Raw genomic sequence first — 13,906 nt, forward strand, 5'->3', positions numbered from 1 at the left:
GCGTGCTGCCGCAAAGCGTCGTCTGGACGCGGTAGCAGAGTGCCGATCATGTCGTAAACACGAGCAAACAGAAGCCCCGCCAGGTGACTCCTGGCGGGGCTTCTGCATGGGGTGACGGCAGTAGTTGACGGCAACGTCAACGGACGAGAGCAGCGCCGGCTGGCGGTTCATCGCCGTCGAGCCCAATTGCCTTGGCACCGGTCGGGCTGACGAGGGCCGTGCTGAGAGTGTCGATGGCGTCGCGCTGGAGGCGGAGCCGGACGTGGGCGTAGACGGTGGCGGTGACGCCGATGTGGGCGTGGCCGAGGAGTTCCTTGATCACGATGAGTTCGATGCCCTGTTCCAGGAGCAGGGTGGCGGTGGAGTGTCGGAGGTCGTGGAAGCGGATGCGGCGGAGGCCGGCCTTGCGGAGGAGCGTGATGAAGGCGCGGGTGAGGTTGGTCGGGTCGATCGGTCGGCCCTGCCCGGTGGTGAATACGTGCCCGTCGTGCTGCCATGTAGTGCCCGCGGACTCCCGCTCGCGCTCCTGCTGTTCGTGGTGGAGCTTCAGCGACTGGACGCAGCGGGTGGGGAGGGCGATGCGGCGTTCGGAGGCCCGGGTCTTGGTGGGCAGCGTGGTGAGCCCGCCTGCGGCGGTTCGCTGAAGGGTGCGGCGGATGGCGGCGGTGCCTGCGTCGAGGTCGAGGTCTTCCCAGCGCAGTCCGAGGAGTTCGCCCTTGCGGAGTCCGGTGTGGAGGGCGAGTTCGAACAGCGCGTGCAGCCGGTGGTTCTGGGCGGCGGTGAGGAGCTGGCGGGCTTCGCTGGCGGTGAGGGGTTCGAGGCGTCGGGGTCGTGGGGTGCCGGTGCGGACGTTGCGGGCGACGTTGCGCGGGATCTCCTCTTCGCGGACGGCGTGTTCCAGGGCGGACTTGAGGACGGAGTGGATGTAGGTGAGCGTCAGCGGGGAGAGCAGCTTGTGGCAGCACTGGCCAACGGCGCAGCAGCGGGGGATCTTCACGCCGGGCGTCGAGGCGGCGCGTGCAGCACTGGCAGGAGGTGCGGAGCTGGTTGAGCCAGGTGCGGACGTCCTTGGCGGTGAGCTTGACCAGCTTCTTCTTGCCCAGGCCGGGGACGAGGTAGCGGTTGACGCAGGTGGTGTAGCGGGTGTGGGTGGTTTCGCGGAGGTGGTGGACGGCGACGTTCTCCAGCCAGTACGTCAGGTACGTGGCCACGCTGCCCTGCGTGGAGGGGATGGGGAGGCCGCGGTTGCTGGTGGCGATCTTCTCGGTGAGCTTGGCCAGGGCGTCTTTGCGGGTGGTGCCGTAGACGCGGATGCGTTTGCGGGTGTTGCCGGGGGCGAGGACGTATCCGGCGGCTTCCCAGCGGCCGTCCTTGCGCTGGTAGACGGTTCCGTCGCCGTTGGCGCGCACGCGGCGGGAGGCGGGGGTGTCGCGGGGCGTGGTCATCAGGCAGCGTCCTGGTCGAGGCGGGTGCGAATGAAGTCGGTCAGGGCGTGGGTGGGGATGCGGCGGGCGCGGCCGAGGGTGATGGAGGCGAGCTGGCGGGTGCGGAGCAGGTCGTAGACGGCGGAGCGGCCGAGCTGGAGGCGGGCCATGACCTGGGGGACGGTGAGGAGTTCCGTGTCGGCGGTCACTCGGTGACCCCCTGCCGGTCTGCGCTGGTCAACCGGCAACCGGAGTGACGGACCGGGTGGCCGGCGCGGTCGCCGGAGCGCTTCGAGCGTCGGGTTCGGGTCGGTTGCTCGGGTCGGGTCTGCCGTTTCGCGGCCAGGAGGTCGGCGAGGTGTTCGAGTTCGGGCAGGAGGCCGGTTCCGGCGTACTGCCAGTGGGAGATGACCAGCGTCGTGTCCGAACCGTCGGGCCGTGCAGTGATATCGCGGTGACCGGGACGGTGACCTGTGGAATTACCGTGACTGGGTCGGTGACCGGCTGCGAGGTCAGTGGGGTGTCCGGCGCGGTCACTGACCGGAGTGCTGTCCGTCTGGCCGGCCTGCGTCTCAGCCGATGTTGGGGCCGGGGTCTGGGGGTCGGGTCGGCTGGTTCGCCAGGCGGTGCGTTCGGCTCGGAGGTGGGCGAGGGTGGTGGAGTAGTGGCGGGTGCGGGTGGAGAAGTGGCCTCGGAAGCCGAGCATGTGGGCCCATTGGCGCAGGCGCAGGTGGGCGTGCCGTCGTTTGGTGGCGAGGTGCCAGGCTGTGTGGATCATGCGGCGGGCATGGTCGGTGATGTCGTACTTATCCAGTTCGGCGAGGAGGCGAAGTCGGCGGTCGAGGGTGCCGGTGGTGGTCTCGGCTCCCTTGGTGGCGTACTTGGCGATGTAGGCGGCGACGTGCCGGTCGGTGACCGGGCCACCGCCGCTGAAGTCGGTGCCGCGGATCGCCCGGACGTCGATCTGCCGCCCGAACCGGAACACCAACCGCCCGGCCCGATGTGAGTTTTGGGGCTGGGGCGCGGGGATGTCCCCGGCGGGCTGCGGTTGCTTCGGCGGTTCGCCCCCGTGGCGGACGCGGGTGCGTGTGGCGGCGGCGCGGACGGCGTGGTCGAGGAGTTGGGTGGTGGCCCAGGCGGGCGGTGTGCTGCCAGGGCCCGTGGGTCCGTCGAGGCGGACGACGGCGTGGAAGTGGACCTGGCCCCGTTTCTGGTACTCGGCGACCTTCGCGTACGAGAGCGTGGCGTGGTCCCGCAGGACCCGCTGCGTCAGCCCTGCCGCTTTCGCGATCTCCCGCCGCAGGTGGGTGGTGAAGCGTGCCCACAGGGCCGGGGCGTGCGCGTTCCACAGGACCGCGCCCGCGTAGTCGTAGCGGTCGGGATCGAGTGGGGTGCCGAGGAGCGGGTCGTTGTCGGAGTGGGTGTGGCCGCAGTGGCAGCGGCCGGTGTCGGGCTGGTTGTGGACGGGCCCGAAGCCGGGTGCGGTGAGGGTGGCGAAGACGCGGGGGTGGGCGGCGACGCTGGTGGGGACGGTCTTGCCGCCGCGAAGTCCCGCGGCGATGAGTTGGTAGGTGTCGTAGCGGTAGATGGCGGAACAGGCGGGGCAGCGGGTGACGCGACGGTTGCCGCAGCGGACCAGCAGCTCGCCCGCCGGGAGCCGGCCGGAGTCGAAGTGGTCGAGGATCTCGCCGGTCGCGCTGTTCAGACGGGTTCGGTGCCCGGTCAGGCGGATCGGGTGCGCGCACCCGCCGAGCGTGCTGATCTGTCGTGCGAGGGGTGCGAGGTGGCCGGTGGCGGCGAGCTTCGCCAGCTTGGCGGTGAGCCTGGCGCGGCGCTCCAGGGTCGAACGTCCTGCCGCCGATGCGGTGACGTCCGCCGGGCAGGAAGGTGTCGTGAACGCCGACGACGGATGCGAGGCGGCTGGAACGGTTGCGGGGTACGGAAGTTGGAGCTGTGAGGGCATGCGGAACAGGGCCTTTCGGCGGGAGTGCGGAAGCGGTATGCGCGGGGTGGCGTGGGCAGGCCGAAGTGATCGGCTCACAGGGGAACGGGGCGCCTCGAAGTCGGGCGCGAGGGCCGGACCAGTGGGAGCCTGGTCGGCGGGGCGCGGTGGTGATCACCGGCGGGTGCGTGACGTTAACATCGCCCCACGGGCGCATTCAAGTGCATCCCTCCTCATTCCTTTCTGTGGGGTCGGGACGCGGGTAGTGTGGGGCCGGTTTCCCGGCTTGGACGGGCCGGATTTCGCTGGTAGAGGGCGTGGAAAGCGGGGTGGCAGGCGTGGTGACGACGCGGCGCGGGCGCAGGCCGGCGGGCAGCGGGGTACCGCTGACGTTCGAGGTCATCGCCGAGACCCTGCGCGAGCGCATCCGCTCCGGCGGGCTGCAGCCGGGTGATGCGCTGCCGACGCAGGCCGTGTTGATGCGGGAGTTCGGAGCGTCGAGCCTGACCGTGCAGAAGGCCATGGCCCTGCTGAAGCAGGAGGGGTGGGCGGTCTCCCGCCCCGGCAAGGGAGCCTTCGTCGCCCACCACGACCACGCAGATGGCGACGCTGATGACCTCGACGGCCCCGAGGCGACCGCGCCCGCCACCGGGACGGCGGCCCGCGTCGAAGCGCTGGAACGAGCGCTGGCCGAGGCCGCTCAGCAGATCGCCGACCTTCGTGGCCGCATCAAGGCCCTGGAATCAGGCAGCGGCGAGCGGGGCCACTGACCCACCGTGCCGCGTGGCCCAGGACCGGACAAGCGTGGCCGGGGGTGGCCCGGGGCGTGCGTTCAGATTTTCTCTACGAGGTTCAAGGCGGGCACCGCCCGCCTGAGCGGGCCGCCGTCGTCTGCAAACCCCGCCGTCTACTCCCGCGATCAGGCGCTACTGGAGGCACCGAGCCGAAGCGGTAGTGGGGCTGCGGGAGCGGCAACCGGCCAGATTGCCGGATGACCGGAGCCGGGCACCTGGCGGAGCAAGCTATCGCCTACGACCGTCCTACGGCCGGATCGCAGGCACAGGGCCGGCCAGGGGGCCGACCCTTCACGCGCGTCGCGCAGGCTCACCGAGGGCGGTGGCCGGCACCGCCTCCAGCGGGGGAGCGATGCCCCGGCGGCCCACCCTCGCGGCGGCCCCTCCCGCCCCGGCTCCGCGCCGCCAAACTGGGCGACGCATCAGCCCGGCCCATATATCATCGGCGCTATGGACAGCGGGCGGTACTCGATCGAGATCGAGCCGGAGGTACGGCTGTGGCTGGAGAGCATTCCGGCCCATCACTACAAGCAGGCCGAACGCGTTGCTGACCTGCTCGCGGAGCAGCCCACCACGCTCGACGAACCGCACTCCCGCCATCTGGGCGGCAAGCTCCGCGAGCTGCGCTTCCGCCTCGGCGATGCTCACCAGCGCATTACCTACTGGCTCGCACCCGACCGACGTGTCGTGCTGCTCACCGTGTTCCGCAAGACCAAGATGCGCGAGCAGGCTGAAGTGGACCGCGCCCACGCCGCACAGCGATTGTGCGAGGCAGAGCATGAAGCCGCAGCCGAGCACGACCTCTACAGCCGCAACCTCAAGGAGAACCGGTGAACCACAGCGAATGGAGGACCCGTCGCCACCGCCAGCTGCTGGGCGAACACCTGGACGCTGACCCCGAGTACGATCGGGTCTACGAAGAGGCCGGCCTCGCCATGACGTTGGGCAAGGCCGTCTACGACCGGCGTAAGCAGCTGGGCCTGAGCGAGGCCGACCTCGCCGAGCGCATGCACGTCGGCGTCGATGACATTGAAGGCATCGAGACGGCCACCGAGCTGCCGCCTATCGCGGTCATCATGCGCCTGGCCCGCGCATTGGACCTCACGGTGGACGTGCACCTCGCCGGCGGAGACGAGCCCACCGTCACCATCGTCGCCCCAGCGGCCTGAGGCGGGGAGGAACCATGCAGGACCCGCCTTCCGCGCTCGCCCGTGAGCTCGGGCAACTCGTCCACGACCGGCGCATCGAGCTCGGGCTGTCCCAGGCCGAGCTGGCCGAGCGGTGCGGGATGAAGCAGCCGCAGATCTCCCGCTTCGAAGGCGGCGGGACCGTGCCCACACTTCCCCTCCTGCGCCGCCTGGCTCAGGCTCTCGGCGCCGACCTGAGCATCAGCCTCACCCCGCACGACGAAGCCGCTTGACACGCATTCGGAATTCCTGGAATTCCCCAGGCGGTGTAGACCGCTGACGGCAGTAGTGACGGCAACAAGCGCGGACGCCAGGGCACAGCCACGGACGCCAGCGGAGCACGAAACCCCCGATGACCTGCGATAACGCAGGTGAGGGTGGGGTGCGTAGCACACGTACTATGTGCTCGCGGGCGATACGCCGGTACTGGTACACAACAGCGACTGCGGTACGCCTCGGGGTTTTCCGAACAGGGAGCTCCCGAGGGACCCCCGGACCGGTGAGCCAGCTCCTGACTCGGCGGCCGCCGGTTATCCACACACGCAGCTTGGGGTGAAGGTCAGCAAGCGGAATCCCCCGTACGCTCAGGCTCGGGAGTTTGATGCAGATGGCAAGCCTGTGAGGGACATCGAATTCACTGACCACGGACGGCCGCAGAACCATGACAATCCGCATCAGCATCGCTGGAATGAAAATGCGACTGGCGGCACCCGTAGTCGTGGTATTCCGGAGCCGCTGGATTGAGGGGTGATCGATGAATGGAATTCTGGAATTCCAGATGCAGGACGCTGAAGGCGGGATGATCGGTTTCGATAGTGTGCTTGCCTGGGTCCCTGACAATGGCTGGGTATGGTCTGTGCTCGAATTCGACGGGATTTTGCAGGCAATGGCGGGTTTGGGATATAGGGAATTTCTGCAGCGGGTGGCCTCCTCGCCGCAAGGGTGCGTCATGTCGTGGGATCAGCTCCAAGACTTCGCGGCCAGCGTGCAGCAGTGCTTCGATCTGCTACTCGTAGCGGTAAAGGATCGCTGTCTGCTCGATCCGGGGAAGTTCGCTGCAGGGGATTTCGCAGAATGCCTTCTGGTTCTAACTGCCAGTGACAGCACCTGGTGGACGGTAAGAATCGACCCCGCGGTGGAAGAAGTATCTGCTCTCGCAGTCCGTCTCCAGTCGGAGTACGGAGGTAAGGCGGGATAGGGGGAGGTCTCATAATGAGTCGCTGAGGCCAATTTGAAGCCCCGCCAAGTGCGCTTGGCGGGGCTTCTGCATGAGGTGGCGGCTGTACGATAGTCGACGGCAGTGTCATTGGACGGCGGCCTCGTTGGCGGCGCCGAGGCCACGGGGGCATTCCGGGGCTGCGGCCACCGCCGAAGAGATGCGAAGAGGCGGCTAAGGGCTTGCAGGGAACACGTTGATTTCCCGCGATCCCTTAGCCCTGCCAGTAGAGGAGTGTGTGGATGTCCATCGGCTGGCGGGAGCCGAAGTAGTAGACGTTCAGGCCTGTTACGTGCGTGGCGCCCGTTGCTGCGTCTATCCAGTGGAAGCCCGCGGATTCCAGGGCCGCTCGGGCCCGGGGGTCGCCCTCGAAGTCGCCTGCCCAGGGGCCCAGGGTGCTGATCGAGACCTCGCGGCCGTCCGCGTACTCGATCACGTGGTACGTGCCGTCGCCCTGCTGGTGTGCTTCGCCGCAGTGGACCGGGGGTTTCGGGGCGAGGCCCGCCGCCGTCAGGGCCGCCGACGCGCGGTGGAGTTGGGCCTCCTGGTCGGGGCGGGCGGGCGGGTCCGTGCAGATCGCCTCCAGGCGCCAGCGCGGGTCCGTGCCGTTCCCGCAGTACGGGACGTACTCGTGCACGATCGCCCGCCGGACGTCCTCGTCCAGCCCCTCCACCTCGACCCGCGGCCGGCCCAGCGCCTCGTACGCGGCCCGGGCCGGGGCAGGGTCCTCGGTCAGGCGGTACAGGGCGTACGCAGCCCAGAGCGCGGCGTCGACCGTAGGGGCTTCGGCGAGGTACGCGCGCAGTCGGTCCGTGTCGGCCATAAGGTCCTGGGCGGCGTACGCGACTTCGGGGTCCGGGTCGGTCAGCGCGTCGGTGATGTCCTCGCCGCGGAGGTCGCGCAGGCGAATGCGCAGGGCGCGGACGGCGGGCTCGGACTCGTCGAGGCCGTCGAGTGCGTCGGCCACGGCCGCGGCGCCGTGACGGTCCACCAGGGTCTCCAGGCACTCCCCGCCGGCCATCCGGTCGCGCCAGCCGGGGCGGAAGGCGAGGTCCGCCACCGCCGTGAGGGCCGTGAGGTCGCCGAGCCGGGTACGGGCCCGGAGGACGGGCTGCTCGATCCGGTAGCCGCGCTCTGCCCGGCGGTCCTCGTGGCGCAGCCACGGCAGCAGTTCCTCGCGGTCCGAGAGGAGGCCCAGGAGTTGCACGCGCACCTCGTGCGCGTCGTGCGGGTCGCGGACGCACGCCAGCAGCGCCTCCAGGTGCGTCTGCGGGACCCGGCCGTGCAGCGCCTCGGCGCAGGCCCGCCGCCGCCACGACGGCTCGGCCTGGTCCAGGGCGCAGTCGGCCAGTTCCTCGGCGGCGTACGCCCGGAGGCCGTCGCCGTTGATGCGGCCCGCTTCCGGAGAGAGTGCGCGGATATCGCGCCGGGGGCCGCTGCTCATGCGCCGTGCCGACTGGCCAGCAGCTGCACCATGCTGCTGTCCGCGGAGACGCTTTGCAGATCCGCTCCGGGGATGCGGCTGACGACCATGCGCCAGTCGGACTTCCGGTAGGACAGGAAGTCGGCCGCTGTCCGCTCGCCGTCCTGCTTCCAGCCGGCACGCTCCAGCGCCGCCCCGATCTTCGGCAACGCCTTCTCGGCGTCCGCGGACTTCGCCGTGCCGTACCAGTTGACCCTGTCCGGGTCCTTCACACCGCCCCGCTCGGAGGTGGTCATCGCCTGTGCGTGGTCCAGTCCGGCGGCGGCGAGGGCCTTGCGGAGGTCACCGTCGACGGCGACCTGGTCAATCGGCGAGCCACTCGTCGCGCCCGACGAGGACATGGACGCGGCTCCGCCGCACCCGCCCGACAGCAGCACCGCCGCAGCGGCTACGGCCACCACCACCGGCCTGTTACGCACGTACACCCTGACCCCCCGTTTCGATGAGGACGGGAGTCTCGCACGACCGCACCCGTGCACACGAACGAAATCCGTGCTGCACCTGCGGTTTCGCGCCGGGGTGTCCGACGTGCCGTGCGCCGCGAAAGGCTTAGTCTCAGCCTAACGTTGACAGTCCGATCATCCGACTCGCGCAGTGGCGTCGGATCCGCTCCTGCCGAGCCGGGTGCACCGAAAGGCCCGTAACACCCCGTGCTTTCCCATCCCCCGCTCCGTCTCCGGCGCTGGGCGCGGTTCGTCCTGCTGCCCGCCGTCGCCTCCGCAGTCCTGGCGGCCGCCGCCACCGGGTGCGGGCCGAAGCCGGCTGCCGAGTCGAAGAGCAGCCCGACGCCCCGGCCGCCGTTCGCGCCCCCGAAGCTCGCGCCCGCCTGGATGTCGCCCACCGCGACCGGGAAGCCCTTCCACACCACCCTCCACGCGACGTGGCACACCGCGTCGGCCCTGTACGTGGGCCGCGGCAGCGGTGTCGAGATCCTCGACGCGGCCACCGGGCAGTCCAAGGGGAGCGTCCAACCCCCCGAGCCCGGCGCGACCCTCTGTGCCATGACGCCGACCCTGTCCGCGGACGGGCTGGGGGCGGTCGCCTGGATCAAGGGCGACCCGGAAGGGCGTGGCGCCTCGTGTGAACACGTGTCGCTGGTCGACACCGGCAGGGACGGCGCCGTCGTCTGGACGACGTCGGTCACCGGCTCCGCGGTGGCCGGGCAGCCGTTCACGAGCGAGACCGCGGCTCTCGGTTGGGCCGGCGACGTGCTCGCCGTCATGACGCCCAACACCGTGGTCGGCCTGCAGAAGGACCACAGCCGGGCGTGGGCGTGGTCCAACCCGGGCGTCGCCCGGCAGGAATTCGTCTACAACGACGACATGGCCGTCCGCGGGGACCGCATCACCGTCATGCTCAGTGAGAAGGGCGCACCGGCCAGGCCGAACTACTCCTTCGTGACCCTCGACGGCAAGGGCCGCCAGACCAAGCCCGCGGCAGAGCGTGTTCCGCTCGGCGACGGCATGTACCTGCACCTGGTGTCCGACCACCCCGAGGCACTCCTCGTCACGCCCCCCTCCGAGGCGGCGCCCGAGCTGCTGCTCCTGGCGGCCGACGGGGCCATCACGCGCCGCATCGCGCTCACCACCCCCGTCGGTCACGCCGAGTTGCGCGGCATCGGCACCTACTGGCGGCCGGACAGCATGTTCGACATCCGGTTCACCGACACCACCGTCTTCGTCACGGCGGGAAGCACCATCAGCGACACCCCTGCCCACGTGGCGGCGTTCGACCTGAAGACCGGGGCGATGCGGTGGAGCCGGCCCGTGGAGGCGGTGACCGTGCCCCGCCTTGTCGGTGCCGAAGCGGACGCGGTGTACGTCCTCGCCGGGAGGACCACCTCCGACATGACCATGTACGCCTTCACCTCCGGCGACGGTACCCGGACGCCGATCAGCAGTGTGACCGCCCCGCGCACGCTGCTGCCGGTCACAGGTCTCGCGATCGACTACAGGGCGGGCAACCTCGCCATGACCGAGACCCGTGCGGGGATGTTCGGCACCCTGATGTTCCGCGCCCCCTGACGAAACCGGCAGGTGGCGGGGGTTCTCGGCCAGTTTTCGGAACGTGTGCCGGTACGGCCGGATCCGGCCCTGCCGTCGACAGGATCAACAGGTAAGTCGGTCGGCGCCGTTGCGGAGGAACGTTGTGAGGACTCTCGCAGAGGACATGGTCTTGCTCGCCTTCGACGACGAGGGCGGCCGGCTTCCCGTGCGGCAGTCCCTCGCTCCGGCGGTGCGCGGGGCGCTGCTCGCCGAGTTGCTCGACGGCGGCGCCCTCGCCGACCGTGCGGGCACGGCCCGCGCCGCCGGGCAGGCGCCGCAGGACGCCGTGCTGCGGCGGCTGTGGGAGCAGGTCGGGGCCGAGCCGGACCGGAAGTGGCTGCACTGGGTCCGCAAGGACGGCCGGGAGTCGATCCGCGAGGTGCTGCGCGGCCTGGAGAAGGACGGGCTCGTGGAGCAGAGTACCGACCGGGTTTTCGGGGTGTTCCCGCTGAACAAGGCCGCGCTCACCGCGGACGGCGTCGCCGCCGCCCGCGGCGTACGGGCGGCAGTGGCCGCAGCCGCCGAGGCGGCGGGCGGCGCGGACGCCGGCCGGGTCGCCCTGCTGGCCGGGATCGCCCACGCGGGCGGCCAGTTGGCCGCCGCCCTGCCCGCCGACCGGCGCCGCGCCCTCAAGGACAGGCTGGCCGCCCTGTCCGCGGACGCCGCACCCGTGTCGGCGGCCGTGCAGCGGGCGGTGCAGGACCTCCAGGGCGCGGCCGCCTCCGCGTAGCCAAGGGGCCGGGCGTCAGATGCAGCCGCGTTCCCGTGCCAGCAGCGCGGCGGTTGGGCGGCTCGACGCGCCGAGGGTCCGCAGCCGGTCGGCGACGTGGCGCGGGTACGTCCGCGCCGACATGCCCAGCTGCCGCGCCCCGACCTCGTCCTTCCGACAACTCCGCCACCAGGTACCGCGCACGGGTGCGGCCCGCTCGTGGCGAAAGACCACCGCGCCACCCGCCGCGCGCCCGAGCACCCCCCGACCCGCCCTCCACCGGCCCGCAGGGCACGCACAGGACGGAGCCGGCCGCCCGCCGACCGAGAGGGTCGACGAACGGCCGGCACCGCAGACCGGGGCAGGGCTTCGCTACGGGTGCACCTGCTCGACGAGACGGATCCGGCAGGAGGCGGCGCCCCGCTCCCCGCCGCTGTCGGGCAGCACCCAGAACGAGCCGTCGAAGTCGCGCCCGACCACCCGTACCTTGCTCTTCCAGGAGGGCGGCACGTACGTCCGGGCCGCCCTCAGCAGTTCGCCCAGCGCCTCCTCCCGCGTCCTGTTCCCGCTCACTGTCCTGATGACGGTGACGCGCCGCTGCGCGCCCGACTCCTCTTCGGCGATGACCAGCCAAGCCGGCATGGCCCAACCCCCTTCGTCTTGACGGCGTACGAACCCACGACCGGATCGGGTCAGGGCGAGGGCGAGGGACGGCGGCGCGTCAGCCCCGCCCGTCACACGCCTTGCAGTCCCCGCTCCCCTTGCAGCTGTCGCACTTCGCCCCGCTCCAGCCCCGGAACCCGGAGCCCCCGCAGGTCGTGCACTTCCCGTCGCCCTTGCAGCGCTGGCACATACCGGACCTCACTTCCGGCCCTTGGCGGGCGTGTAGACGCGGGCCTTCTCCCACCCGGGCGCCTTGTTCAGGACGGCGCCGAAGTACCGGTTCGGCGGGGTGGCCTGACCGTCGGGCAGGCGGCCGGCGCCCAGGGAGGGGCTGTACTTGCGGAAGATCGCAATGGCCTTGGTCAGGCAGTTGTTGTGGGTGACCTGGTAGCCGTTGGCCTTCATGTTCTGGTAGGTGCGCTGCGCCGCCCGCAGGTCGCCGCCGGGGGTGTTCGTGCACCGGTAGTGGTCGTAGAAGCCCTTGCGGTGCCCGCTGTCCGGCTTCAGGCTCGTGCGCAGCTTCTCCCACGTGCCGCCGGCGATCCAGCTGCCGTTCGGCTTGCCGGGCGCGGTGTACGAGTCGCCCTCGGCGTTCTCGGTCGCGCCCCAGATCCAGTGCTGGGAGTTCCCCGGGTCGCGGACGGCCCAGGCGATGTGCCCTGCGCCGCGCGCCCCCTCCGCGTCCTGGAAGAAGCAGACCCGCCCGCCCGCCGCGGCCTGCGCCTGCCCCGCGGGCAGCACGGCGGGGGAGGCGGCGCCGCACAGGACGGCGGTGAGCAGGGGCACCGCGAAGGCGGCGCGGCGGCGGCCTGCCCGGGTGAGTGATCGGATCACGTCGTTCTTCTCCTCTCCGGGGTGAACCCCGGCCTGAGCGGTGCGTCCGTCGCACCGCCGGGAACGACAATGGCCGCGGGTCCGGGGCCGGAGGAGGGGTGGCGGCCGGTGTAATGCTGCACCCCCGGTTACACCGCTCCGACCTGCGCTTTCAGTGAGTCGGTGCAACATGTTCAGGGGTGTGGTCGCGTTGGGGAGTGCCGGGAGCACCGGGAGTGCCGGTCCGCCGTTCACCGAGTTGGCCGGGGCGTTCGGCGGGGCACTGGACGACTGGTCGGCGGCGGTCAAGGACGCCCTCGCCGCCGAGGGCCGGTACCAGAACTGGCTGGCGCGCAGGCTGGGCACGCCCGCGCCGAAGGTGTCGTTGTGGCTGCGGGGGCGGGAACAGGTCTGGCTGAGCGGCGCGGGCCTGCCCGGCGCGGCCACCACCCGGGCCATCGTCCGCGAACTCGGCCTGGAGGGCCCGCCGGCGGACCGCCTGGCCGCCCTCGCCGCCCGCATCGACGACCTCCAACGCCAACTGGAGGCCCTCCACCCCCGCGACTGGCGCAAACGCGCGGTGGAACACCTCCGCGGCACCGCCCCCGATCCCGCGGCCCCGGACGCCCCGCCCGCGCCCCCATCCGCGAGCACCCGCCCCGCACCGCCACGCAGGCGGCGCCGCACGGCATCCCGCCTGGCGGCAGCGGCCGCGACGGGCGTGGCGGCAGCAGTCCTCGTCGCCTACCTGGCCTCCGCCCGCACGACCCCGGACACCGCAATGCCCGCCACCGCCCCGCAGCCGGCGACGACCCCGCGGGCGGCAGCCCTCGAACAACCGGGCCTGGAGAAGAACACCCTCGGCGCCGACAGCCGCTGCGGAGAGCCCGTCCCCGGACCGGAGTCGGTGGTCTGGCGGGTGTGCGCCCGGGTGGACGCGGACCGCGTCGCGTTCGCCGTAAAACTCACGAACCAGGCCGACCGCGCGGCAACGGCCCGCGTCCGGGTCAAGGTGCAGTACGCACGGCAGAAGGCCTTCCACGCGTGCCCGGAGGCACCGAACCCGCAGCCCGTCGACGTCCCCCCGGGCCGCACGGTCATCACCGACCCGGCCCGCTGCTCGATCCCGCGCGAGCCGGTTCCGTACGCCTACCAGGGCGTCGGCTGGGTGGTCCCGCCGAACGCCGACGCCGGCTCGTACGAACTCTCCCCCACAGCCCACGTCCACCCGGACCGCACGATCTGGAAGCCCGACCTTCTGTGATGTACGGGCGCGGGGTGCGGGGCCGCCACGTCAGAAGGAGTGGCAGGCCGGGCGCTCCCGGGGCCGGCCTGCCGGGTCGACGTCGTCGCGGAGCTCGCGGAACTCGCGCTCGGGGGCTCGGGTGAAGGTGCGCAGGGCATCGTCGGAGACCTGCGGGGGCAGCCGCTCGGTCACGTGGCCGCGTCCAGGCAGCCGCGCCGCAGACGGCCGCCGGTGGTCCCACTCGTCATGACCGCAAGCCCGGAAGCCCCGTCCCGCGCTGCCCGCACACGCGCCCCGGCACTCCCGGCCCGATTCACCCGCTCGGCCCCGCGCGGGGACCTGTGGGGCCCCGTCCCCGGCGGCGGCCGGATTGTGCGGGGGGTT

The 13,906-nt window shown here is 71.5% G+C and carries 16 protein-coding genes and 1 pseudogene; 8 read left to right on the forward strand and 9 right to left on the reverse strand.

All coding sequences use genetic code 11. The annotated features are described in order from the left end of the window. Positions 1-136: 136 nt before the first annotated feature. The 3 genes and pseudogenes from MUK52_RS32245 to MUK52_RS32255 form a co-directional block, all read right to left on the reverse strand. A pseudogene (locus MUK52_RS32245) lies at positions 137-1,445 on the reverse strand (tyrosine-type recombinase/integrase). Beyond that, entirely contained in the window at positions 1,445-1,633 is a 189-nt protein-coding gene (locus MUK52_RS32250; protein ID WP_284581946.1) for a helix-turn-helix domain-containing protein, read from the reverse strand. Before MUK52_RS32250 ends, MUK52_RS32245 begins: the two are co-directional and overlap by 1 nt. Continuing rightward, positions 1,630-3,387 (reverse strand): replication initiator, encoded by a 1,758-nt coding sequence (locus tag MUK52_RS32255; protein WP_284581947.1) that lies wholly within the window; start codon positions 3,385-3,387, stop codon positions 1,630-1,632. The genes MUK52_RS32250 and MUK52_RS32255 overlap by 4 nt, the downstream gene beginning before the upstream one ends. Before the next feature lie 308 nt (positions 3,388-3,695). Between MUK52_RS32255 and MUK52_RS32260 the strand changes: the two genes are divergently transcribed. From MUK52_RS32260 to MUK52_RS32280, 5 genes are all read left to right on the forward strand, one after another. Then, entirely contained in the window at positions 3,696-4,136 is a 441-nt protein-coding gene (locus MUK52_RS32260; RefSeq protein WP_284581948.1) for a GntR family transcriptional regulator, read from the forward strand. 474 nt (positions 4,137-4,610) lie between these two features. Next, positions 4,611-4,994 (forward strand): type II toxin-antitoxin system RelE/ParE family toxin, encoded by a 384-nt coding sequence (locus MUK52_RS32265; RefSeq protein ID WP_284581949.1) that lies wholly within the window; start codon positions 4,611-4,613, stop codon positions 4,992-4,994. Beyond that, entirely contained in the window at positions 4,991-5,329 is a 339-nt protein-coding gene (locus MUK52_RS32270) for a helix-turn-helix domain-containing protein (RefSeq protein WP_200305578.1), read from the forward strand. Before MUK52_RS32265 ends, MUK52_RS32270 begins: the two co-directional genes overlap by 4 nt. A 14-nt stretch (positions 5,330-5,343) precedes the next feature. After that, a complete protein-coding gene (locus tag MUK52_RS32275) occupies positions 5,344-5,580 on the forward strand; it encodes a helix-turn-helix domain-containing protein (protein ID WP_284581950.1) in 237 nt (78 codons plus the stop codon). A 521-nt stretch (positions 5,581-6,101) separates the two neighbouring features. Continuing rightward, positions 6,102-6,545 carry a hypothetical protein gene (locus MUK52_RS32280; protein ID WP_284581951.1) on the forward strand — a complete coding sequence of 148 codons (444 nt, stop codon included), beginning with the start codon at positions 6,102-6,104 and terminating at the stop codon, positions 6,543-6,545. 232 nt (positions 6,546-6,777) lie between these two features. Here the strand turns inward: MUK52_RS32280 and MUK52_RS32285 are convergent, their stop codons facing one another. Beyond that, the gene (locus MUK52_RS32285) at positions 6,778-8,007 is read right to left on the reverse strand and encodes a hypothetical protein (protein ID WP_284581952.1); all 1,230 of its coding nucleotides are present in this window, start codon (positions 8,005-8,007) and stop codon (positions 6,778-6,780) included. Continuing rightward, positions 8,004-8,465 carry a hypothetical protein gene (locus MUK52_RS32290; RefSeq protein ID WP_284581953.1) on the reverse strand — a complete coding sequence of 154 codons (462 nt, stop codon included), beginning with the start codon at positions 8,463-8,465 and terminating at the stop codon, positions 8,004-8,006. Before MUK52_RS32290 ends, MUK52_RS32285 begins: the two co-directional genes overlap by 4 nt. A gap of 231 nt (positions 8,466-8,696) precedes the next feature. Here MUK52_RS32290 and MUK52_RS32295 point away from each other — a divergent pair, with 231 nt between their 5' ends. Beyond that, a complete protein-coding gene (locus tag MUK52_RS32295; RefSeq protein ID WP_284581954.1) occupies positions 8,697-10,070 on the forward strand; it encodes a hypothetical protein in 1,374 nt (457 codons plus the stop codon). Between the two features lie 124 nt (positions 10,071-10,194). Next, the gene (locus MUK52_RS32300; RefSeq protein ID WP_284581955.1) at positions 10,195-10,821 is read left to right on the forward strand and encodes a GOLPH3/VPS74 family protein; all 627 of its coding nucleotides are present in this window, start codon (positions 10,195-10,197) and stop codon (positions 10,819-10,821) included. Positions 10,822-10,836: 15 nt separating this feature from the next. On the opposite strand, the gene MUK52_RS32305 is transcribed toward MUK52_RS32300, so the two are convergent. The 3 genes from MUK52_RS32305 to MUK52_RS32315 form a co-directional block, all read right to left on the reverse strand. Further along, complete coding sequence (locus MUK52_RS32305) at positions 10,837-11,034, reverse strand: helix-turn-helix domain-containing protein (protein WP_162793359.1); 198 nt, start codon at positions 11,032-11,034, stop codon at positions 10,837-10,839. 138 nt (positions 11,035-11,172) lie between these two features. Continuing rightward, a complete protein-coding gene (locus tag MUK52_RS32310) occupies positions 11,173-11,442 on the reverse strand; it encodes a hypothetical protein (RefSeq protein WP_114059362.1) in 270 nt (89 codons plus the stop codon). Between the two features lie 219 nt (positions 11,443-11,661). Continuing rightward, positions 11,662-12,297 (reverse strand): Tat pathway signal protein, encoded by a 636-nt coding sequence (locus MUK52_RS32315; RefSeq protein WP_284581956.1) that lies wholly within the window; start codon positions 12,295-12,297, stop codon positions 11,662-11,664. A gap of 169 nt (positions 12,298-12,466) precedes the next feature. On the opposite strand from MUK52_RS32315, the gene MUK52_RS32320 reads away from it, so the two are divergent. Then, the gene (locus tag MUK52_RS32320; RefSeq protein WP_284581957.1) at positions 12,467-13,540 is read left to right on the forward strand and encodes a hypothetical protein; all 1,074 of its coding nucleotides are present in this window, start codon (positions 12,467-12,469) and stop codon (positions 13,538-13,540) included. A gap of 30 nt (positions 13,541-13,570) precedes the next feature. Here the strand turns inward: MUK52_RS32320 and MUK52_RS32325 are convergent, their stop codons facing one another. Next, positions 13,571-13,714, reverse strand: coding sequence for a hypothetical protein (locus MUK52_RS32325; RefSeq protein WP_284581958.1), 144 nt, complete (start codon positions 13,712-13,714; stop codon positions 13,571-13,573). Between the last annotated feature and the right edge of the window lie 192 nt (positions 13,715-13,906).

This window comes from Streptomyces sp. 2P-4, assembly GCF_030167965.1.
In the GTDB taxonomy this organism is placed as follows: domain Bacteria; phylum Actinomycetota; class Actinomycetes; order Streptomycetales; family Streptomycetaceae; genus Streptomyces; species Streptomyces globosus_A.